This is a genomic window from Halomonas sp. GFAJ-1, from assembly GCF_000236625.2.
In the GTDB taxonomy this organism is placed as follows: Bacteria; Pseudomonadota; Gammaproteobacteria; order Pseudomonadales; family Halomonadaceae; genus Vreelandella.
On the sequence record NZ_AHBC01000034.1, the window covers coordinates 24,039 to 42,143 of the forward strand.

The following is an 18,105-nucleotide window of genomic DNA, read 5'->3' on the forward strand; positions in this document are numbered from 1 at the left end:
GGGAGAGCGAGTCGATGTTACAGCCCAAGCGTATGAAATTCCGCAAGATGATGAAAGGCCGCAACCGTGGCCTTGCGCATCGCGGAAGCAAGATCAGCTTCGGGGAGTACGGTCTCAAAGCAACCGGTCGTGGCCGCATCACTGCGCGTCAGATCGAAGCTGGCCGTCGTGCGATCACACGTCACGTAAAACGTGGCGGTAAGATTTGGATCCGCGTCTTCCCTGATAAGCCGATTTCCAAAAAACCGCTCGAAGTTCGTATGGGTAAAGGTAAAGGTTCTGTTGAGTACTGGGTAGCCCAGATCCAACCGGGTCGGGTCCTGTATGAAATTGAAGGTGTATCCGAAGAGCTGGCCCGTGAAGCATTTGAGCTGGCCGCACAGAAGATGCCCCTGTCCACCACCTTTGCAAAACGGACGGTGATGTGATGAAAGCCCAGGAAATTCGTGAAAAGTCCGTAGGAGAGCTCCAAGAGCAACTCCTCGAGCTCCTCCGCGAGCAGTTCAACCTGCGCATGCAGAAGGCCACTGGCCAACTGAGCCAGACTCATCTGCTCAAGCAGGTCCGTCGGGATATCGCCCGCGTGAAGACTATGCTCAACGAGAAGGCAGGTGATTGAGATGGCCGAAGAAAAGAAAGCACGTACGCTCACCGGCAAGGTGGTGAGCGACAAGATGGATAAATCCATCGTCGTTATGATCGAGCGCCGTGAGCGTCACCCGATCTACGGAAAATACGTTAAGCGCTCCACCAAGCTGCACGCCCATGATGAGGCGAACCAGGCTAAGGCAGGCGACACGGTTTCCATTCAGGAGTGCCGTCCGCTTTCCAAGAAGAAAGCCTGGACGCTGGTCGAGGTGGTCGAGCAGGCCAAGGGTTAATTCCCAGGTCTGTCCAACCAGTGCAGTCAGATTAGGTTTGGAGAAAACCGATGATTCAGACTCAGACAATGCTGGATGTCGCCGACAACAGCGGAGCGCGCCGGGTGCAATGCATCAAGGTGTTAGGTGGTTCACACCGTCGCTACGCTCGTATTGGTGATGTCATTAAGGTAACGGTGAAAGAGGCGATTCCGCGCGGCAAGGTCAAAAAAGGCCAAGTGCTGAAAGCGGTAGTCGTTCGGACCCGTAGTGGCGTCCGTCGTGGTGACGGTTCGCTGATCCGTTTCGATGGAAATGCGGCGGTTTTGTTGAATAACACCAACGAACAGCCGATCGGCACGCGTATCTTCGGGCCGGTCACTCGTGAACTTCGTAACGAGAAGTTTATGAAGATCATTTCCCTAGCGCCTGAAGTGCTGTAAGGAGCGAGGCGGATATGCAAAAGATCAAACGTGACGATGAAGTCATCGTCATCGCCGGGAAGGATAAAGGCAAGCGCGGCACCGTTAAGCGGGTATTAGAAAACCGTTTCTTGGTGTCCGGTGTGAATATGATTAAACGTCACACCAAGCCAAATCCCATGGCGGGTAATCAGGGCGGTATCGTCGAGCGTGAGGCTCCGATTCACGCGTCCAACGTAGCGATCTTCAATTCGGAGACCGGTAAGGCGGATCGCGTCGGCTTCCAAGTTAAGGAAGACGGTACCAAGGTACGTATCTACAAGTCGACGCAGACGCAGATCGACGCCTAACGCGAGTCGGGTAGCACAATGGCGAACTTGAAAGAACGTTATCAAAACGAGGTCGTGGCTCAGCTCAAAGAGCAGTTTAGCTACGCCAACGTAATGCAGGTACCCCGGATCACGAAAGTGACGCTGAACATGGGTATCGGCGAAGCGGTCAGCGATAAAAAACTGATCGACAATGCCATCGGCGACATGGAGAAGCTCTCCGGTCAAAAGCCGTTGGTGACCAAGGCACGTAAGTCCATCGCGGGCTTCAAGGTGCGCGAAGGTTGGCCGATCGGTATTAAAGTAACACTGCGCGCAGAGCGTATGTGGGACTTCCTAGACCGCTTGGTTTACATCGCAATTCCCCGCGTGCGTGACTTCCGTGGTCTCAACCCGAAGTCCTTTGACGGTCGCGGCAATTATTCTATGGGTGTGCGTGAGCAGATCATCTTCCCGGAGATCGAGTATGATAAGATCGATCGCGTTCGGGGGCTGGACGTCACTATCACTACTACCGCCAACACCGACGAGGAAGGTCGTGCACTGCTTGCAGCGCTGAACTTCCCGTTCAAGAAATAAGGGTTGGATCATGGCTAAGAAAAGTATGATAGAGCGTGAGCTCAAGCGTACTCAGCTAGTCGAGAAGTATGCGGCTAAGCGCGCAGAGCTCAAGAAAATCATCTCGGACGTGAACGCTTCTGAAGAAGATCGTTTCGAGGCGACGCTGAAGCTGCAGCAACTGCCGCGCGACTCAAGCCCGGTGCGTCAGCGTAACCGCTGCCGCGTCACTGGCCGTCCGCACGGTTTTTACAACAAGTTCGGCCTCGGCCGTAACAAGCTGCGTGAAGCCGCCATGCGTGGCGACGTTCCTGGCCTGAAAAAGTCCAGCTGGTAACGCCACGTAGAATCATCAGGAGCGCACATTAAATGAGCATGCAAGACACTCTGGCGGATATGTTTACCCGTATCCGCAATGCGCAGATGGCCACCAAGGAGACGGCTACCATGCCGTCCTCCAAGCTGAAAGTTGAAGTGGCCCGAGTGCTAAAGCAAGAAGGCTACATTGCCGACTTTACGGTGGCTGAAGGCGTTAAGCCCGAGCTAACCATCACTCTCAAGTACTTTGAGGGTAAGCCGGTCATTGAGCACATTCAGCGGGTTTCCAAGCCGTCTCTGCGCCGCTACATGGGCAAGGACAACCTGCCTAAGGTCGCCGATGGTCTGGGTATCGCGATTGTCACCACCTCTAATGGTGTCATGACCGATCGTGCCGCGCGCCAAGCAGGCGTCGGTGGCGAAGTCATCTGCACCGTATTCTAGGAGGCTGGAATGTCCCGCATAGCGAAATATCCGGTTAAAGTGCCTGCCGGTGTCGAGATCAAAATCGACGCTGGTCAGCTGACCGCCAAAGGCGGCCAAGGCACGCTGTCTCTCGCCATTCACCAAGACGTGGTGATTGGCCAAGAAGATGGCCAGCTGACCTTCGCCCCGAGTGAGTCTGCCAAGAGCTGGGCAATGGCCGGTACAACCCGCGCCTTGGTTCAGAACCTGGTCACGGGCGTATCCGAGGGTTTTACAAGAACTCTCGAAATTGTTGGCGTCGGTTATCGTGCCCAAGCAAAGGGCCAGACGCTCAATCTTTCACTGGGCTTCTCGCACCCGGTCGACTATGAACTGCCTAAGGGTGTATCAGCGGAAACGCCGAAAAACACCGTGATCGTGCTGAAAAGCGCGGACAAGCAGATGCTCGGCCAGTGCGCCGCGGAAATCCGCGCCTTCCGTCCGCCAGAGCCGTATAAAGGCAAAGGTGTACGGTACGCCGACGAGCAGGTGCGTCGCAAAGAAGCCAAGAAGAAGTAAGGCAGGGTTATGAACGCGAAGAAAGAATCTCGTCTCCGTCGTGCCCGCCGCGCTCGCGCCAAGATCCGCGAGCTGGGCGTGTATCGCCTGTGCGTCAACCGTACCCCGCGACACATCTACGCGCAGATTATCTCGCCGGATGGTGGCAAAGTGTTGGCCAGTGCATCTACGCTGGACAAGGCACTGCGCGAGGGTGCGACCGGTAATTCAGACGCGGCCTCTAAGGTCGGCGCCCTGATTGCTGAACGCGCTAAAGAAGCAGGCATCACCCAGGTGGCCTTCGACCGTGCTGGCTTTAAGTATCACGGTCGCGTTAAGGCTCTGGCCGACGCCGCTCGTGAAGGCGGCCTGGAATTCTAAAGGGTTTTACGATGGCGAAGAACGAACAGCAAAGCGGTGATCTGCAAGAGAAGTTAGTGCAGGTCAACCGCGTCGCCAAGGTGGTCAAAGGTGGTCGTATTTTCGGCTTCACCGCGCTGACCGTCGTTGGTGATGGTAAAGGTCGTGTCGGTTTTGGTCGTGGCAAGGCGCGTGAAGTGCCGGTCGCGATCCAGAAAGCGATGGACCAAGCTCGTCGCAACATGGTCAAGGTTAACCTTGCTGGCCATACGCTGCAGTATCCGGTGAAAGCCCGTCACGGTGCTTCTAAGGTCTACATGCAGCCGGCTTCTGAAGGTACCGGAATCATCGCTGGTGGTGCTATGCGCTCTGTACTAGAGCTTGCTGGTGTCCACGATGTACTGGCCAAGTGCTACGGTTCCACCAACCCGGTTAACGTGGTTCGAGCGACTGTTAAAGGTCTCTCCGCCATGCAAGCACCGGAAGACATCGCCGCTAAACGCGGTCTGTCTGTCGACGCGATCACGGGGTAAGACACCATGGCAGCAACGATCAAGGTTACCCAGATCCGCAGCACCATCGGCGTTTTGCCCAAGCACAAGGCTACTATGAAGGGCCTGGGTCTACGTCGCATCGGTCACTCGGTTGAACTGGAAGACACCCCTGCCGTACGCGGCATGATTCACAAGGTTAATTACCTTGTGMGCGTTGAGGGAGAGTAATCCATGAAACTCAATACCCTGAGTCCGGCACCGGGCTCCAAACACGCTGAAAAGCGCGTTGGCCGTGGTATCGGCTCCGGTCTTGGTAAGACCGGTGGCCGTGGTCACAAAGGTCAGAAATCACGCAGTGGCGGTAGCGTCAAGCCTGGTTTCGAAGGCGGTCAGATGCCGTTGCAGCGCCGTTTGCCGAAGTTTGGCTTTACGTCCGCTAAGTCACTGGTATCTGAAGAAGTGCGCCTGGCTGAGCTTGCTAAAGTTGCCGGTGGCGAAGTCACCATGGCATCTTTGAAAGAAGCCAACGTGCTGAAGGATGCTACGCTACACGCGAAGATCATCCTTTCTGGCGAACTGAAAACAGCGGTTACCGTTCGTGGAATCAAGGTCACCAAAGGTGCCCGTGAAGCGATCGAAGCCGCTGGCGGCAAGGTAGAGGACTAAATGGCCAAGTCAGGAAATATGCCGGCGATGGGCAGCGGTCTGAGTGAACTGTGGGCGCGTTTGCGCTTCGTGCTCCTCGCCATCGTGGTGTACCGTATCGGTGCCCACATTCCCGTTCCCGGTATCAATCCTGACCAGCTTGCTGCCTTGTTTAGGGAGCAACAGGGCACCATCCTGGGCATGTTTAACATGTTCTCGGGTGGCGCCCTGGAGCGTATGAGTGTCCTCGCCTTGGGCATTATGCCTTACATCTCGGCGTCGATTATCATGCAGCTCATGACTGCGGTCTCCCCTCATCTTGAACAGCTCAAGAAAGAGGGTGAGGCCGGCCGCCGCAAGATTAGCCAGTACACCCGCTACGGCACGGTGTTGCTGGCATTTGTCCAGGCCACCGGTATGTCCGTCGGTCTGGCTAGCCAAGGCATCGCGTACAGCGCTGACTTCAGCTTCTATTTCACTGCCATCATCACGTTTGTGTCGGGTGCGGTGTTTATGATGTGGCTAGGTGAGCAGATCACCGAGAAGGGCATTGGCAACGGTATTTCGTTGCTGATCTTCGCGGGTATTGTCGCCGGGCTGCCCAGTGCCGTGGGGCAAGCGTTTGAGCTTGCTCGTAACGAAGGGGCCTGGAATGTTCTTCCGCTGTTAGCGCTGTCAGTGCTAGGTATTGCCACTGTTGCCTTCGTGGTGTTCATTGAGCGCGGTCAACGCCGACTCAAGGTGAATTACCCGCGACGTCAGGTGGGCAATAAGATGTATGCAGGCCAAAGCAGCTACCTGCCCTTGAAAGTGAATATGGCTGGCGTTATACCAGCAATTTTTGCTTCCAGTATTCTACTTTTCCCGGCCTCAATTGGTCAGTGGGTAGGCGCTGGTGAAGGGATGGAGTGGTTGCAGCGTGCATCACAAGCGTTGGGCCCTGGCCAACCGCTTTACATCTTGCTTTTTGGCGCGGCGGTGGTATTCTTCTGCTTCTTTTACACAGCGCTGGTCTTCAACCCCAAGGATGTGGCTGACAATCTTAAAAAGTCAGGCGCTTTCCTGCCGGGCATTCGCCCCGGCGAGCAGACCGCTCGCTATATCGACAAAGTGATGACACGTCTTACTTTGTTCGGTGCCTTGTATATCACTGCGGTTTCCTTGATGCCCCAGTTCTTGATCGTAGCGTGGAACGTACCGTTCTTCTTCGGCGGGACGTCGCTACTGATCGTAGTTGTGGTCATCATGGACTTCATGGCCCAGGTGCAGTCGCATCTCATGTCGCATCAATATGACTCAGTGATGAAGAAGTCCAACCTGAAAGGCTACGGTAGCGGCGGCATCATGCGCTGAGGCGCCGCCTTACTTATTGGCGTGTCGCGAGCCGTTTTTGGAGAAAGAACGATGAAAGTTCGAGCTTCCGTAAAGAAGATGTGCCGTAACTGTAAGATCATTCGTCGCAATGGCGCTGTCCGCGTTATTTGCATCGAACCGCGGCACAAACAGCGTCAGGGCTAATCCTGAGTTGTTTTAAGCGGGTGCCGGCATACCCCTTGCCTTAGGGCTCTTAAAGGGGTATGCTGTTGCGCCTTTTGTAGATGAATAAACGAGCAAGCCGCTCAAATTTCGGAGTAAGCTGATGGCCCGTATTGCAGGCGTCAATATCCCGGACAACAAGCATGCGGCGATCTCGCTGACCTATATCTTCGGGATTGGCCGTACTCGTGCACAGCACCTTTGTGCTGCTGCCGGTATTGCGCCGACTACCAAGATCCAGGAGCTGTCTAGCGAAGAGCTGGATACCCTGCGTTCTGAAGTTGGTAAGTACACCGTAGAAGGCGACCTTCGTCGTGATGTTACGCTTAACATTAAGCGTCTCATGGACTTAGGCTGCTACCGTGGTCTGCGTCATCGTCGTAGTCTTCCGCTGCGTGGTCAGCGGACTAAGACTAACGCGCGTACCCGTAAGGGCCCGCGTAAGCCGATCCGCAAATAACACGCAGGCTCTTTAGTAGAGAGCTGACGTTAAGACAGGAATAGACATCAACATGGCTAACCCGCGTAGTAACCGTAAAAAGGTTAAAAAGCAGGTAGTGGACGCCGTAGCGCACATCCATGCCTCTTTTAACAACACGATCGTGACGATCACAGACCGCCAGGGCAACGCTCTTTCGTGGGCGACAGCCGGTGGTTCGGGTTTTCGTGGTTCTCGCAAGAGCACCCCGTTCGCTGCTCAAGTGGCAAGCGAACGTGCAGCAACTGCTGCAGCCGAGTATGGTGTGAAAAACGTAGACGTACTGGTTAAAGGCCCAGGTCCCGGTCGTGAATCCGCCGTGCGCGCACTGAATGCCGCCGGCTTCCGCGTGCAAAGCATCGTAGACGCGACGCCCATTCCCCATAATGGCTGCCGTCCGCCTAAGAAACGCCGCGTTTAAGGAGACAGATTCATGGCTCGTTATATTGGACCGAAGTGCAAACTTTCTCGTCGTGAAGGTACAGACCTCTTTTTAAAGAGTGGTGTGACTCCCTTCGAGAAAAAGTGTAAATCCGAGCAAATCCCGGGTGTACACGGCCAGCGTCGTCAGCGTCTTTCCGACTACGGCTTGCAGCTTCGCGAGAAGCAAAAAGTACGCCGTATGTATGGCGTACTCGAAAAGCAGTTCCGCAACTACTACAAAGAAGCCGCTCGCCTGAAAGGTGCGACGGGTGAAGTATTGTTGCAGTTGCTTGAATCCCGACTGGATAACGTCGTCTACCGCATGGGCTTCGGTTCGACTCGCTCTGAAGCGCGTCAGCTGGTCAGCCACAAGGCGATTTCCGTGAACGGCCGCACCGTTAACGTAGCTTCTTACCAAGTGAAGCCAGGTGACGTTGTTTCTGTTCGCGAAAAGGCGAAGAATCAAGCGCGTATTCAACTCTCGTTGACCATTGCGGCCAACCGTGGCGACATCGCTTGGATCGAAATCGACACCAAGAAGATGGAAGGCACTTTCAAGGCTCTGCCTGAACGCGGTGACCTGACTGCCGACATCAACGAAAACCTGATCGTCGAGCTGTACTCCAAGTAAGCAGTCTGATTTTTATTTCTGCTTCTTGAGGCCTGGGCGGGATAGCAAAGCTAACCGCCCAGATGCTCTTGAGTATCGTGCTTTAGAGTACTCAGTATCCGTTTGGCAGCCTGAAGAAAGGTGTTCATATGCAGCGTTCAGTGACAGAGTTTCTTCGTCCCCGCGACATCAAGGTCGAAGAAATCAGCGCACATCATGCCAAGATCGTTCTCGAACCATTCGAGCGCGGCTTTGGCCACACCCTGGGGAATGCACTTCGTCGCATTCTGCTTTCGTCCATGCCTGGCGCTGCCGTGGTAGAGGCTGAAATCGCCGGTGTCGAGCACGAATATAGTGCGCTCGAAGGGGTGCAGGAAGATGTCATCGAAATCCTCCTGAACTTGAAAGATGTTGCGATTAAGATGCACAGCCGCGATGAGGCGGTGCTCTCGCTGAACAAGCAGGGCCCAGCCGTCGTTACCGCTGGCGACATTGCGCTTGATCATAGCGTCGAAATCGTCAACCCGGACCACATCATTGCGCATGTTAATGAAGGTGCCGAGCTGAAAATTCAGCTTAAGGTCGCGCTGGGTCGTGGTTATGAGCCGGCTGACGCTCGTGGCTCTGATGAAGAGACACGTGCTATTGGCCGCCTGCAGCTGGATGCCACCTTCAGCCCTGTCCGCCGTGTTTCCTACTCGGTTGAGGCCGCTCGTGTAGAGCAGCGCACCGATCTCGATAAGCTTATTATCGATCTGGAGACCGACGGTACCTTGGATCCGGAAGAGGCTATCCGTCGCAGTGCGACCATTCTGCAAGAGCAGCTGGCCGCCTTCGTCGACCTGGAAGCTGATAAAGAACAGGAAGTCGAAGAGGAAGAGGATCATGTTGATCCTATCCTATTGCGCCCCGTAGACGATCTTGAGTTGACCGTTCGCAGCGCTAACTGCCTAAAAGCCGAGAATATTTATTACATCGGAGATCTGATCCAGCGCACTGAAGTTGAGCTGCTGAAGACCCCGAACCTCGGTAAAAAGTCTTTGAATGAAATCAAAGATGTATTGGCGGCGCGCGGCCTGTCCCTGGGTATGCGGCTGGAAAATTGGCCACCCGCTAGCCTGAAGGACGACAAAGCCTCCGCGTAAGCGTCGACTTGAGTCCCAGTTTGGTAAGGAATTACAACCATGCGTCATCGTAAGAGTGGTCGTCATCTGAATCGTACCAGCTCGCATCGTCAGGCCATGTTCAAGAACATGTCTGTCTCGCTGGTCGAGCATGAAGTCATTAAGACAACCCTGCCTAAGGCTAAGGAACTGCGTCGCGTTATCGAGCCGCTGATCACCCTAGCCAAGCAGGATAGCGTTGCAAACCGTCGTTTGGCGTTTTCCCGCACGCGCTCTAAAGAAGCCGTCGGCAAACTGTTCAACGAGCTAGGTCCGCGTTACGCCGAGCGTCCGGGTGGTTACATCCGCATTCTCAAGTGCGGTTTCCGCACCGGCGACAACGCGCCCATGGCATATGTTGAGCTAGTTGATCGTCCGGTTGCTGAAGAAGAAGCGGTTGCAGAGTAAGTTTCTGTACCCTTTTTCGAGCAAAAATGAAAACCGACCCTAGCGGGTCGGTTTTTTTATGTCTGCTGTTTTTATAGTTAACCTATATACTCTTTTTAGAAGCATCATTTTACCAAGTAAGCGTGCTAGCCTTTTGAGGGGCAAGCGGGCTGCTATTGAGTGTTCACATACGTCTAATAAGCAAGGGGCATGTATGGCCACAATAGGAATATACGCAAGGGGTGTGGCGCTTTGGTGGGTGCCGCTCACGCTCTCTTTGCTGATGCTGGGGGCGTTTACCCAGGCTCACGCCAATCCGCGCTACGCCGGTATTGTGGTGGATCTGGAAAATGGTGAAGTGCTGTATGCAGAAAATGCTGACGAAAGACGCTACCCGGCATCACTGACCAAGATGATGACGCTTTACCTGTTGTTTGAAGCACTGGAAAAGGGTGAGCTTACTCTAGACCAAGCGTTGCCTGTTTCGGCGCAGGCTGCTGCGATGCCGGCCACTAAGCTCTGGCTGGCGGCAGGTAGCTCGATTTCTGTGGATAGCGCGATCCGTGCATTAGCTGTGCGTTCAGCTAACGATGTTGCGGTGGTAGTTGCTGAGGCGCTTGGTGGTAGCGAGCAGCGCTTCGGTCATTTAATGACTGCAAAAGCCCGTGAGCTGGGTATGAATTCGACCACCTTTCGCAATGCTTCCGGTTTGCCGGATGACCAACAAATTACCACCGCGCGGGATATGGTGACGCTATCTGTGCGAGTGATGCAGGATTTCCCTCAGTATTACCACTATTTTGGCCTTCAAGAGTTTACTTACCGTGGAACGCGGCATACCAGCCATAATCGGTTAGTGCGTAACTATCCTGGAGCCGATGGTCTTAAAACGGGTTTTATTCGCGCCTCAGGTTTCAACGTGGCCACGACTGCCGTAAATAACAACCGGCGCTTGGTAGGCATTGTGATGGGCGGTTTTACAGGGGCGTCCCGTGATACTCATATGGCGAACCTGTTAGATCGCAGCTTTAGCCGTGCAGCACTGCGTGACCATGGTACATGGTTAGCCAATACCGATATCTCCCGTGAGTTTATGACGTTTCCAGGGTTAGCTCAGCCCATCAATCAGCCTGCAGCTCCTAGCCAGCCTATGCTTGCTAACGTCGCGACGACGCTGTCTCCTGCGCGAACGGCAGCAGTGGCAGTAGAAGAGCAGCTTTCCCGTTCGTCAGAGCAGAGCACTGATACCCCCGCCTCGGCACAGCCAGATCCATTGCAAGCGTTTATTGAGCGAGAGCGTGTGATGGCTACGGTTGCACCGGCGGCAGAGCAAGCTTCAGGTGGTGTTTGGGGTATTCAAGTAGGTGCCTTTAGCCAAGCATCTCACGCTGAACAGCTTGCTCACCAAGCGGCGCAACGCTTACCTAACAGCGTCGGTGGCCGTGTGCTAATTGACACCTTAGAGGGTCAGACACCGGTATTTCGTGCCCGTGTAGTGGCGTTAGATGAAGGAGGGGCAAGGCAAGCTTGTCAATCGCTTCAAGCTCAGGGCATGGACTGCATGGTGGTGAACGCTAGTTTGTAATCGCACTGATGACATACTGCCCCGCCAACCCTGTGTTGGCGGGTTTTTTTTGGTTAGTGGCTACCCAGAGCCCGATGAAATGAGGAGGCGCAAATGACAACATCGTTAAAAGGCATACTCTGCATGTGCCTGGGAGTACTGTTTTTAGCACTGGGCGATGCTGTCTCAAAATGGCTTGGCGAAGTGCACTCGCCGCTGCAGATCATTTTCTTTCGTACGCTGGTATCGTTACCGCTGATTGCGTTGATGGCCTACTTCGCTGGTGGGCTACGAAAGTTAAGCACGAAGCGACCAGGCGTGCACTTGGTGCGAGGGCTTATCTACACCGCGACGATGATCTTTTTCGTCTGGGGGCTTATCTTGCTACCTCTGGCGGAAGCGACGGCCATCGCCTTTGTTGCACCGCTTTTTGTCACGCTGCTGTCGGTGCCACTGCTGGGTGAACGTATTGACACACCTGTGCTGATCGCCTCGCTGGTAGGTTTTGTGGGCGTGCTGATTGTGGTGCGCCCGGGGGGCGATGCGTTCCAACTAGGCACGCTAACGCTATTGGGGGCCGCTTTCTTTTATGCCCTTATGATGATTACGGCGCGCCGTTATGGTGCCAGAGAGCACCTTTGGGCAATGGTGTTCTATATGACATTAGTGCCCTTTGTTATTACGGCGGTCAGTTTACCCTGGGTGTGGCAAACGCCGCAGCCGTGGCACTGGCTTGGGTTTTTAGCGGCCGGGGTACTGGGTATTGGCGCCACTGCGTTTATTACGTTGGCGTTCCGCTTCGCACCCGCGGCCATCGCTGCACCGTTTGATTACACCGCGATGCTTTGGGCGGTTCTGCTGGGTTGGTGGTTCTGGGGCGAGCTACCGGACCTGTGGGTGTGGGTAGGCAGTGCGCTGATTATGGGCAGTGGTTTGGCGATTGCTTACCATGACCGGCGCACAACGCTAAAGCGCCGTCCAAGCGCTTAAATAGCGCTGGTTGCCGCTACTTTTTGATCCAGGTCATCAAAGCAGAGAGCTGAACAAGACAGTACGTTTGGGCTGTTTATAATCCGGCCCTTTCAACCTGTGCGCTTTGGTGATTGCTGACGCGCCACGGGCCATCGTCCTGATAACGGTGACTGTTTATGCAAGCCCCAGAACTGCTTTCCCCTGCTGGTACCTTTAATAATATGCGTTACGCTTTCGCCTACGGGGCGGATGCGGTATACGCTGGCCAACCGCGTTATTCGCTGCGTGTGCGAAACAATGATTTTAAGGTCGATAATCTGCACCGTGGCATCGAATATGCCCACGCGCGCGGAAAGCAGTTTTATGTGGCTTCTAACATTGCGCCCCATAACAGCAAGTTAAAAACCTACCTGCGGGATATGGAGCCGGTGATTGAAGCGCGGCCGGATGCGCTGATTATGTCGGACCCAGGTTTGATCATGATGGTGCGTGATCGCTGGCCGGAACAAGAGATCCATCTCTCAGTACAATCCAACGTTGTAAATTGGGCGGCCGCTAAGTTTTGGCAGCGTCAGGGCATTAGCCGGATTATTTTATCCCGCGAGCTCTCCCTTGAAGAGATTGGTGAAATACGTGCTGAGTGCCCGGACCTAGAGATCGAAACCTTTGTCCATGGAGCGCTCTGTATTGCTTATTCAGGCCGTTGCCTGCTCTCAGGTTATTTTAATCACCGTGACCCTAACCAAGGCACCTGCACCAATGCGTGTCGTTGGAAATACAACACCGTCGCCGCCACTCACGACGAGACGGGCGATTTGGTGCCTGCCAATCAGGGGGTAACGGCAACGGCTAATGATCAAGATGAGTTGTCGGCGTTGATTGAAGATGTGACACGCCCAGGCAAGCTGATGCCCGTTTATGAAGATGAGCACGGCACGTACATTATGAACTCGAAAGACCTGCGCGCCGTTCAGCACGTAGCGCGGCTAGCAGAGATGGGTGTCTCATCGCTCAAGATTGAAGGGCGCACTAAATCCTACTATTACGTCGCGCGGACGGCCCAGGTCTACCGCCAGGCCATTGATGACGCCGTCGCCGGGCGGCCCTTTAATATGGGGCTAATGGATGAACTTGAGAACCTAGCCAATCGGGGCTACACCGAGGGGTTCTATCGCCGCCATGTACACGATGAGTTCCAGAGCTATGAGCAAGGCAGTTCCATCGGTGTGCACCAGCAGTTTGTAGGCGACGTCCTCGGCTACGATGCATCACGGGAAATGCTTGATATAGAGGTTAAGAACCGCTTTGAAGCAGGCGACAGCATGGAGCTAATGCTGCCCGGCGGCAATCGCCGTTTTGCGCTTGAGTACATAGAGAACCAGCGCGGCGAAGGCTTGCGTGCCGCCCCCGGCTCTGGGCACCGGGTTCGTATCCCGGTACCTGGGGCTGACATTCAGCCTGAGCAGCTTGAGTTTGCCTTGCTAATGCGCGATCTCAAGCCAGCGGCGTCTATTCCCGCTGTTCAGCTAGGAATTCCTGCTTCCTGAGTCTGCTCCACCGCTGAAAACGCCTGCGCCGCCTGGCGCGGGTCTGGCTGACCACAGATGGCTGAAATCACCGCAAGGCCATTGGCGCCTGCGGTTTTAACGTGCGCTGCGTGCTCAGCCTTTAGACCACCAATCGCCACGCTGGGCAGCGGGCAAACTTCAGCCAACTGTGCCAGTCCATCAAAGCCAATCGGTTGGGCGTGGTCTTGCTTACTGCCCGTGGCGAATACGGGTCCTAAGCCCACGTAGTCCAGTAGCTCAACCGGCGCGGCCTGTAGTTGGGGGAGCGTATTAATGGAGAGGCCGATAATGGCGTTAGGGCCTAGCGCTTGGCGTGCTTCCTGCACTGCTGTATCGCTTTGGCCCAGGTGCAGGCCATCGGCTTCACTTTCTAGGGCTACGTTTAGGCGGTCGTTAATAATCAGCGGCACGCCGCTTCCCGCAAGCAGCGCTTTCAAGCGTTTAGCCTGGGCAATCATCTGCGCGTCGCTGGCGTGCTTGTCGCGTAGCTGCACGATAGTGACACCGCCCTGCACCGCGGCCGCTACCGTCTGCTCTAGGCCAAAAGAGGCGCAAAGGTTCGCGTCGGTTACTAAGTAAAGCGAGAGATCAAACGGCATGCACTGCCTCCAGTTGGGCAAAGGTAGAAAGGTCATTGGGGGTGAGTTGATACAGCGCATCTAATAGCGCGACTTGAAAACTGCCAGGGCCGGTGGCATGTTCTCCCGCTCGGTTACCTGCCAGGGCAAAGCAGGCTAGCGCGGCGATGCTTGCTTCAAAAGGGCGCTCACGATTTGACGCTACAAAGCCTGCTACCAAGGCGCTTAGGCCACACCCTAGGGTGGTTACTTTAGGCATCAGCGCATGGCCACCTGTGAGGCGATAGTGGTGGTGGCCGTTGGTCACAAAGTCCTCTAGGCCGGTCATCGCCACTACACAGCCATGGCGTTGGGCAAGCGCAATAGCCCCGGTAAAAGCATCTTGGGTAGAGGCGGTGGCATCTACCCCGCGCCCTTGGCCAGCTAACCCTCCAAGCGCTAGGATCTCTGACGCATTGCCACGAATCACCGTCGGCTGGTAGGTGAGTAACTCAGCACATAGCGTTTGGCGAAAGCGTGTGGCACCCACGGCAACTGGATCTAATACCCATGGGATGTCTTGGAGATGGGCCGTTTTCGCAGCCACTAGCATGGTGTCCGCCCAGGTAGAGGAGATAGTGCCTATATTGATTGATAACGCGCCAGCAATCGCCGTAAAGTCGGCGACTTCTTCAATGGCGTGAAGCATGGCAGGGGATGCGCCGGCGGCGAGCAGTATGTTGGCGGTGCTGTTCATCGCCACATAGTTGGTTATGCAGTGCACTAGCGGCGTAGAGGAACGCAGTGCTTCAAGATAACCGCCTAGGGGGTAATCGCTCAAGGAGCGTGAGGTCATAGCATCCTCCCGGCAGGGAGGTGGTGTAGGGGCACCACGACTCCCTACGCCGGTGTTATCCGGTTCAGGTTCAAAGGGTGCTTCTCAGCCGTCATAACGGCGCCCCTGTCGTCGGGCCTACTATCCTTGGCTTAAACGGATCTGTAAAGCTTTGGGTTGCCGGAAGTGCTTTCCAAAAACGGGCAGCTACGAGACTAGCTAAGTACGTGACTACCGAAAGGAGATACGCGTTCCATAGGTAAGCATCTCGTCCGGCGTTATCGCTTTGCCTTCCACACCGATCATCTCATCGCCGCACTGGTCGGCAAAGGTAAGCACACCGTGTGTTAGCCCTAGTTGACCAAGGGCATCGCGGATTTCACCGGTGCCCATAAAAGTGCTGACGTGACCTTCACTGTTGCATAAATCAGAGACGCCATTAGCGTGGTGAAAGCGTACTTTGTAGATACCATCCATCGACTCGACTTCCACTATCGGTGAAAAGCCGTTTTGCAGCACATGAGACAGCTGCTTCAGCGTTAGTCGGTCGCCCAGGGTCATATCGATTGCAGTCATGACAAGCTCCAGATTGACCCCGCTCGCGGGTCATCTAACGGTTGTTAAAGAGAAAGTTAGTTGTCTCTAAGGAGACCGGTTTAGAATCGTTTTGTAAAGCATTTGATACGCAAGTGTAGAAGATTTGCATAAAATTTCCAGTCACTATATATCGATTGTACGGCTTTGTGGTTAACGCACTGCGTCCAGAGCATGCTGCTGAAGCTTAATCAGCGGAATAATTTCTAGCGTCCGCTCATGGGTGCTGGAAAGAATCACCGGTGGCGCAAGACCCACCTGAGCGGCTTCGGCCCAGCGGTGGGCGCAGAGGCACCAGCGGTCGCCAGGTGTTAAACCGGGAAATTTATGCTCAGGGCGAGGGGTGATTAAGTCGTTACCTTGGGCATGTGAGAAAGCTAAAAACTCTTCTGTCACCATGGCGCACACTGAGTGAACGCCTGCATCATCGGCCCCCACGCGGCAAAAACCATCGCGGTAGAACCCAGTTTTAGGAGAGTGGCAGCAGGGAGTTAGCGGCTCACCCAGTACATTACGGTCACGGGACATGCGGTCTCCTTTGGTAAAGGCTAGAATTCGCTAAATGCTGCCTTCATAAAGTATCGTTGAGGTAGAAAAGCGCTTTATGAGGTGATGATGTTCAGCACTCTAAAGCCTTGTGCAAAGTAACCGCTTCGTCAAAGTATTTACGCCCCTCTAGGGTATTTTGTATTGGTTAATTCAGCAGCAGGAGAGACCCATGTCGTTTAAAGGTGAACAGCACCCAGGGGTTGCCCCCGTCGCACCGCAAACCCAAGGGTTTTGCTTAAATCACACCATGCTGCGGGTGAAGGACCCCGAGCGTGCTCTGGCGTTCTACTCGAAGGTATTTGGTATGCAGGTATTAAGGCGCCTGGACTTTGAGGAGATGCAGTTTTCGCTCTATTTTCTAGGTAATGTGGCCGCGGGGGATAACGTACCCGAAGAGACCCAGGCGCGTACCGCCTGGACATTCAGCCAAAAAGGCCTGCTAGAGCTAACGCATAACTGGGGCACCGAAAACCAGCAAGATTTTGCTTATCACGATGGCAATGCAGAGCCGCAAGGTTTTGGGCATATCTGTTTTAACGTACCGAATTTGGAAGCCGCCCAAGCATGGTTTGACGAGCATAACGTTACCTTTGTTAAGCGTGCCGACCAGGGCAAAATGAAGGACGTTATTTTCGTCAAAGACGCAGATGGCTACTGGATTGAAGTGATTCAGGCAGACCGCATGGCGGCGATGGGCGACTAATATGGCCCATTTGTTATTTCGGCTACGACACGTGACGGATGAAGAGGCGCTGGAAGTTCGCCAACTACTGGGTGAACGCGGCTTTGACATCTACGAAACCCAGGCGGGTTTTTTTCGCCTGGGGGTAGATGCTATCTGGCTTCGCAACCCCCACCAACGTGAAGCAGCAGAGGCAGCGTTGGCAGAGTACCAGGCTGAACGCCAAGTGAAGGCTCGGCAAGCGTATGATGATGCCGCTGCCAGGGGAGAAGCGCCAACGCTATGGCGGCGCTTGGCCGCGCATCCGTTTCAAGTGTTGCTGGTTATGGTAGCCGTTGTGATGATTATCCTGATCACGCTACTGCCATTTATAGGTTTGATAGATTAACGGCGGCCAAATGGCCGCGTTTTAAATAAAGCTGTGCACCACTGCCGCCTGCTTGAAGTTGAAGTGCGGCGCCAGCGGGGTAGCGGCACCAGCTGCCGGCAGGGTACTCGGTGCTGCCTTCCCACAGCGACCCTTCCAGTACAAAGAGCTCTAACCCGCCGCTAAGAGTAGGGTAGGAGACTGTTACGTCGGCTTCCCAGCGCTCCAGGCTTACCCGCTCTGGGCCATACTGTTCTGAGTGGTAGGTATGCAGCATTTTATAAGTAAGGCCAGCGCGGCGGTCAGGCTGCCAGGGCAGGCGGTGGGCGGGGACGGCAAGTTGCAGAAGGTCATCTTTATCAAATTGATGCAGCTTAACCAGAATTAACGCGCCTTCGTTGCCAATCTGGGGTGTATGCCCAGTACCAATCGGGTTGCGTAAATAGCTGCCAGCGGGGTAGCGGCCATGCTCATCGGCAAATACCCCCTCAAGCACCAAGATTTCCTCACCGCCGCCATGGGTGTGATGGCTAAACTGGCTGTTGGGCGCGTAGCGCACCAGGCTGGTGGCCCTGGCTACTTCATCGCCAACGCGGTCTAACATCATCCGTTCCACGCCCGCGCTGGGAGACGCTACCCAACGATATTCTTCCGGCGTAACACAGGCAAAGTGGCTAAAATCGGCGTTCAGGCGCATGGTAAGGGCTCTTTGCTGGGGTGAAGACGAGGGATTACTGACAAGTCTCCTTATCCCAGGGCTAAAATGCAATGCAAAAAAAACCGCCTGTTCGGCGGTTTTAAACGTGTGCAGTGACGTTTAGTGACTATGACCATGATGGTCGTGGTCGTGGTCGTGGTCGTGGTCGTGGTC

Annotated in this window: 30 protein-coding genes and 1 riboswitch; of the genes, 25 read left to right on the forward strand and 5 right to left on the reverse strand. The window is 54.8% G+C overall.

Going from position 1 to position 18,105, the window contains the following annotated elements; all coding sequences use genetic code 11:
• Window positions 1-14 precede the first annotated feature (14 nt).
• The 23 genes from rplP (at window position 15) to trhP (ending at window position 13,629) form a co-directional block, all read left to right on the forward strand.
• A complete protein-coding gene (rplP, locus tag MOY_RS09350) occupies window positions 15-428 on the forward strand; it encodes a 50S ribosomal protein L16 (protein ID WP_007112000.1) in 414 nt (137 codons plus the stop codon).
• Window positions 428-619, forward strand: a complete 192-nt coding sequence (gene rpmC, locus MOY_RS09355) for a 50S ribosomal protein L29 (protein WP_009098999.1) — start codon at window positions 428-430, stop codon at window positions 617-619. Before rplP ends, rpmC begins: the two co-directional genes overlap by 1 nt.
• 1 nt (window position 620) lies before the next feature.
• Window positions 621-881, forward strand: a complete 261-nt coding sequence (gene rpsQ, locus MOY_RS09360) for a 30S ribosomal protein S17 (protein ID WP_009099001.1) — start codon at window positions 621-623, stop codon at window positions 879-881.
• Window positions 882-931: 50 nt separating this feature from the next.
• Window positions 932-1,303 (forward strand): 50S ribosomal protein L14, encoded by a 372-nt coding sequence (gene rplN / locus MOY_RS09365; protein WP_009099003.1) that lies wholly within the window; start codon window positions 932-934, stop codon window positions 1,301-1,303.
• Between the two features lie 14 nt (window positions 1,304-1,317).
• Complete coding sequence (gene rplX / locus MOY_RS09370) at window positions 1,318-1,632, forward strand: 50S ribosomal protein L24 (RefSeq protein ID WP_007111996.1); 315 nt, start codon at window positions 1,318-1,320, stop codon at window positions 1,630-1,632.
• Window positions 1,633-1,650: 18 nt separating this feature from the next.
• On the forward strand, window positions 1,651-2,190 hold the full coding sequence (rplE, locus tag MOY_RS09375) for a 50S ribosomal protein L5 (RefSeq protein ID WP_009099005.1): 540 nt from the start codon (window positions 1,651-1,653) through the stop codon (window positions 2,188-2,190).
• 10 nt (window positions 2,191-2,200) lie between these two features.
• Complete coding sequence (gene rpsN / locus MOY_RS09380; protein ID WP_009099007.1) at window positions 2,201-2,506, forward strand: 30S ribosomal protein S14; 306 nt, start codon at window positions 2,201-2,203, stop codon at window positions 2,504-2,506.
• A gap of 32 nt (window positions 2,507-2,538) precedes the next feature.
• Window positions 2,539-2,931, forward strand: a complete 393-nt coding sequence (rpsH, locus tag MOY_RS09385) for a 30S ribosomal protein S8 (RefSeq protein ID WP_009099009.1) — start codon at window positions 2,539-2,541, stop codon at window positions 2,929-2,931.
• A 9-nt stretch (window positions 2,932-2,940) separates the two neighbouring features.
• Window positions 2,941-3,471, forward strand: a complete 531-nt coding sequence (gene rplF, locus MOY_RS09390; RefSeq protein WP_009099011.1) for a 50S ribosomal protein L6 — start codon at window positions 2,941-2,943, stop codon at window positions 3,469-3,471.
• Between the two features lie 9 nt (window positions 3,472-3,480).
• Entirely contained in the window at window positions 3,481-3,831 is a 351-nt protein-coding gene (gene rplR, locus MOY_RS09395) for a 50S ribosomal protein L18 (RefSeq protein WP_008959159.1), read from the forward strand.
• Between the two features lie 11 nt (window positions 3,832-3,842).
• Entirely contained in the window at window positions 3,843-4,343 is a 501-nt protein-coding gene (gene rpsE, locus MOY_RS09400; RefSeq protein WP_009099013.1) for a 30S ribosomal protein S5, read from the forward strand.
• A 6-nt stretch (window positions 4,344-4,349) separates the two neighbouring features.
• Window positions 4,350-4,532, forward strand: a complete 183-nt coding sequence (rpmD, locus tag MOY_RS09405) for a 50S ribosomal protein L30 (RefSeq protein ID WP_009099016.1) — start codon at window positions 4,350-4,352, stop codon at window positions 4,530-4,532.
• Between the two features lie 3 nt (window positions 4,533-4,535).
• On the forward strand, window positions 4,536-4,970 hold the full coding sequence (gene rplO, locus MOY_RS09410) for a 50S ribosomal protein L15 (protein ID WP_009099018.1): 435 nt from the start codon (window positions 4,536-4,538) through the stop codon (window positions 4,968-4,970).
• Window positions 4,971-6,302, forward strand: a complete 1,332-nt coding sequence (gene secY, locus MOY_RS09415) for a preprotein translocase subunit SecY (RefSeq protein ID WP_009099021.1) — start codon at window positions 4,971-4,973, stop codon at window positions 6,300-6,302.
• A 51-nt stretch (window positions 6,303-6,353) separates the two neighbouring features.
• Window positions 6,354-6,467 carry a 50S ribosomal protein L36 gene (gene rpmJ / locus MOY_RS16955; protein ID WP_009099023.1) on the forward strand — a complete coding sequence of 38 codons (114 nt, stop codon included), beginning with the start codon at window positions 6,354-6,356 and terminating at the stop codon, window positions 6,465-6,467.
• A gap of 121 nt (window positions 6,468-6,588) precedes the next feature.
• Window positions 6,589-6,945, forward strand: a complete 357-nt coding sequence (gene rpsM / locus MOY_RS09420; RefSeq protein WP_009099025.1) for a 30S ribosomal protein S13 — start codon at window positions 6,589-6,591, stop codon at window positions 6,943-6,945.
• A 52-nt stretch (window positions 6,946-6,997) separates the two neighbouring features.
• On the forward strand, window positions 6,998-7,384 hold the full coding sequence (rpsK, locus tag MOY_RS09425; RefSeq protein WP_009099028.1) for a 30S ribosomal protein S11: 387 nt from the start codon (window positions 6,998-7,000) through the stop codon (window positions 7,382-7,384).
• Between the two features lie 12 nt (window positions 7,385-7,396).
• Complete coding sequence (gene rpsD / locus MOY_RS09430; RefSeq protein ID WP_009099029.1) at window positions 7,397-8,017, forward strand: 30S ribosomal protein S4; 621 nt, start codon at window positions 7,397-7,399, stop codon at window positions 8,015-8,017.
• Between the two features lie 128 nt (window positions 8,018-8,145).
• A complete protein-coding gene (locus tag MOY_RS09435; protein WP_009099031.1) occupies window positions 8,146-9,141 on the forward strand; it encodes a DNA-directed RNA polymerase subunit alpha in 996 nt (331 codons plus the stop codon).
• A 39-nt stretch (window positions 9,142-9,180) separates the two neighbouring features.
• Window positions 9,181-9,567, forward strand: a complete 387-nt coding sequence (rplQ, locus tag MOY_RS09440; protein ID WP_009099033.1) for a 50S ribosomal protein L17 — start codon at window positions 9,181-9,183, stop codon at window positions 9,565-9,567.
• A 193-nt stretch (window positions 9,568-9,760) separates the two neighbouring features.
• On the forward strand, window positions 9,761-11,131 hold the full coding sequence (locus MOY_RS09445; RefSeq protein ID WP_035540522.1) for a serine hydrolase: 1,371 nt from the start codon (window positions 9,761-9,763) through the stop codon (window positions 11,129-11,131).
• A gap of 93 nt (window positions 11,132-11,224) precedes the next feature.
• Window positions 11,225-12,100 carry a DMT family transporter gene (locus MOY_RS09450; RefSeq protein ID WP_009099037.1) on the forward strand — a complete coding sequence of 292 codons (876 nt, stop codon included), beginning with the start codon at window positions 11,225-11,227 and terminating at the stop codon, window positions 12,098-12,100.
• A gap of 158 nt (window positions 12,101-12,258) precedes the next feature.
• Window positions 12,259-13,629: a prephenate-dependent tRNA uridine(34) hydroxylase TrhP gene (gene trhP / locus MOY_RS09455; protein WP_009099039.1), complete on the forward strand. Its 1,371-nt coding sequence runs from the start codon at window positions 12,259-12,261 to the stop codon at window positions 13,627-13,629.
• On the opposite strand, the gene thiE is transcribed toward trhP, so the two are convergent.
• From thiE to MOY_RS09475, 4 genes are all read right to left on the reverse strand, one after another.
• Window positions 13,605-14,249, reverse strand: a complete 645-nt coding sequence (gene thiE, locus MOY_RS09460) for a thiamine phosphate synthase (RefSeq protein ID WP_009099041.1) — start codon at window positions 14,247-14,249, stop codon at window positions 13,605-13,607. The genes trhP and thiE overlap by 25 nt on opposite strands.
• On the reverse strand, window positions 14,239-15,063 hold the full coding sequence (thiM, locus tag MOY_RS09465) for a hydroxyethylthiazole kinase (RefSeq protein ID WP_009099043.1): 825 nt from the start codon (window positions 15,061-15,063) through the stop codon (window positions 14,239-14,241). The genes thiE and thiM overlap by 11 nt, the downstream gene beginning before the upstream one ends.
• A gap of 24 nt (window positions 15,064-15,087) precedes the next feature.
• A riboswitch (TPP riboswitch) is annotated at window positions 15,088-15,180 on the reverse strand.
• A 93-nt stretch (window positions 15,181-15,273) separates the two neighbouring features.
• The gene (locus tag MOY_RS09470; protein WP_009099045.1) at window positions 15,274-15,618 is read right to left on the reverse strand and encodes a hypothetical protein; all 345 of its coding nucleotides are present in this window, start codon (window positions 15,616-15,618) and stop codon (window positions 15,274-15,276) included.
• 171 nt (window positions 15,619-15,789) lie between these two features.
• The gene (locus MOY_RS09475; RefSeq protein ID WP_009099047.1) at window positions 15,790-16,164 is read right to left on the reverse strand and encodes a DUF2237 family protein; all 375 of its coding nucleotides are present in this window, start codon (window positions 16,162-16,164) and stop codon (window positions 15,790-15,792) included.
• Window positions 16,165-16,354: 190 nt separating this feature from the next.
• On the opposite strand from MOY_RS09475, the gene gloA reads away from it, so the two are divergent.
• Both gloA and MOY_RS09485 read left to right on the forward strand, forming a co-directional pair.
• Window positions 16,355-16,888 (forward strand): lactoylglutathione lyase, encoded by a 534-nt coding sequence (gene gloA / locus MOY_RS09480; protein ID WP_009099049.1) that lies wholly within the window; start codon window positions 16,355-16,357, stop codon window positions 16,886-16,888.
• Between the two features lies 1 nt (window position 16,889).
• A complete protein-coding gene (locus MOY_RS09485) occupies window positions 16,890-17,255 on the forward strand; it encodes a DUF6164 family protein (protein WP_009099050.1) in 366 nt (121 codons plus the stop codon).
• Here the strand turns inward: MOY_RS09485 and MOY_RS09490 are convergent.
• Window positions 17,236-17,931, reverse strand: coding sequence for a cupin domain-containing protein (locus tag MOY_RS09490; RefSeq protein WP_009099052.1), 696 nt, complete (start codon window positions 17,929-17,931; stop codon window positions 17,236-17,238). The genes MOY_RS09485 and MOY_RS09490 overlap by 20 nt on opposite strands.
• Window positions 17,932-18,105: the final 174 nt, after the last annotated feature.

What these genes read in the sequence shown, in the direction of transcription:
- rplP (WP_007112000.1), top strand. Translation starts at nt 15, where the DNA reads ATGTTACAGCCCAAGCGTATGAAATTCCGCAAGATGATGAAAGGCCGC.
- rpmC (WP_009098999.1), top strand. Translation starts at nt 428, where the DNA reads ATGAAAGCCCAGGAAATTCGTGAAAAGTCCGTAGGAGAGCTCCAAGAG.
- rpsQ (WP_009099001.1), top strand. Translation starts at nt 621, where the DNA reads ATGGCCGAAGAAAAGAAAGCACGTACGCTCACCGGCAAGGTGGTGAGC.
- rplN (WP_009099003.1), top strand. Translation starts at nt 932, where the DNA reads ATGATTCAGACTCAGACAATGCTGGATGTCGCCGACAACAGCGGAGCG.
- rplX (WP_007111996.1), top strand. Translation starts at nt 1,318, where the DNA reads ATGCAAAAGATCAAACGTGACGATGAAGTCATCGTCATCGCCGGGAAG.
- rplE (WP_009099005.1), top strand. Translation starts at nt 1,651, where the DNA reads ATGGCGAACTTGAAAGAACGTTATCAAAACGAGGTCGTGGCTCAGCTC.
- rpsN (WP_009099007.1), top strand. Translation starts at nt 2,201, where the DNA reads ATGGCTAAGAAAAGTATGATAGAGCGTGAGCTCAAGCGTACTCAGCTA.
- rpsH (WP_009099009.1), top strand. Translation starts at nt 2,539, where the DNA reads ATGAGCATGCAAGACACTCTGGCGGATATGTTTACCCGTATCCGCAAT.
- rplF (WP_009099011.1), top strand. Translation starts at nt 2,941, where the DNA reads ATGTCCCGCATAGCGAAATATCCGGTTAAAGTGCCTGCCGGTGTCGAG.
- rplR (WP_008959159.1), top strand. Translation starts at nt 3,481, where the DNA reads ATGAACGCGAAGAAAGAATCTCGTCTCCGTCGTGCCCGCCGCGCTCGC.
- rpsE (WP_009099013.1), top strand. Translation starts at nt 3,843, where the DNA reads ATGGCGAAGAACGAACAGCAAAGCGGTGATCTGCAAGAGAAGTTAGTG.
- rplO (WP_009099018.1), top strand. Translation starts at nt 4,536, where the DNA reads ATGAAACTCAATACCCTGAGTCCGGCACCGGGCTCCAAACACGCTGAA.
- secY (WP_009099021.1), top strand. Translation starts at nt 4,971, where the DNA reads ATGGCCAAGTCAGGAAATATGCCGGCGATGGGCAGCGGTCTGAGTGAA.
- rpmJ (WP_009099023.1), top strand. Translation starts at nt 6,354, where the DNA reads ATGAAAGTTCGAGCTTCCGTAAAGAAGATGTGCCGTAACTGTAAGATC.
- rpsM (WP_009099025.1), top strand. Translation starts at nt 6,589, where the DNA reads ATGGCCCGTATTGCAGGCGTCAATATCCCGGACAACAAGCATGCGGCG.
- rpsK (WP_009099028.1), top strand. Translation starts at nt 6,998, where the DNA reads ATGGCTAACCCGCGTAGTAACCGTAAAAAGGTTAAAAAGCAGGTAGTG.
- rpsD (WP_009099029.1), top strand. Translation starts at nt 7,397, where the DNA reads ATGGCTCGTTATATTGGACCGAAGTGCAAACTTTCTCGTCGTGAAGGT.
- MOY_RS09435 (WP_009099031.1), top strand. Translation starts at nt 8,146, where the DNA reads ATGCAGCGTTCAGTGACAGAGTTTCTTCGTCCCCGCGACATCAAGGTC.
- rplQ (WP_009099033.1), top strand. Translation starts at nt 9,181, where the DNA reads ATGCGTCATCGTAAGAGTGGTCGTCATCTGAATCGTACCAGCTCGCAT.
- MOY_RS09445 (WP_035540522.1), top strand. Translation starts at nt 9,761, where the DNA reads ATGGCCACAATAGGAATATACGCAAGGGGTGTGGCGCTTTGGTGGGTG.
- MOY_RS09450 (WP_009099037.1), top strand. Translation starts at nt 11,225, where the DNA reads ATGACAACATCGTTAAAAGGCATACTCTGCATGTGCCTGGGAGTACTG.
- trhP (WP_009099039.1), top strand. Translation starts at nt 12,259, where the DNA reads ATGCAAGCCCCAGAACTGCTTTCCCCTGCTGGTACCTTTAATAATATG.
- thiE (WP_009099041.1), bottom strand. Translation starts at nt 14,249, where the DNA reads ATGCCGTTTGATCTCTCGCTTTACTTAGTAACCGACGCGAACCTTTGC.
- thiM (WP_009099043.1), bottom strand. Translation starts at nt 15,063, where the DNA reads ATGACCTCACGCTCCTTGAGCGATTACCCCCTAGGCGGTTATCTTGAA.
- MOY_RS09470 (WP_009099045.1), bottom strand. Translation starts at nt 15,618, where the DNA reads ATGACTGCAATCGATATGACCCTGGGCGACCGACTAACGCTGAAGCAG.
- MOY_RS09475 (WP_009099047.1), bottom strand. Translation starts at nt 16,164, where the DNA reads ATGTCCCGTGACCGTAATGTACTGGGTGAGCCGCTAACTCCCTGCTGC.
- gloA (WP_009099049.1), top strand. Translation starts at nt 16,355, where the DNA reads ATGTCGTTTAAAGGTGAACAGCACCCAGGGGTTGCCCCCGTCGCACCG.
- MOY_RS09485 (WP_009099050.1), top strand. Translation starts at nt 16,890, where the DNA reads ATGGCCCATTTGTTATTTCGGCTACGACACGTGACGGATGAAGAGGCG.
- MOY_RS09490 (WP_009099052.1), bottom strand. Translation starts at nt 17,931, where the DNA reads ATGCGCCTGAACGCCGATTTTAGCCACTTTGCCTGTGTTACGCCGGAA.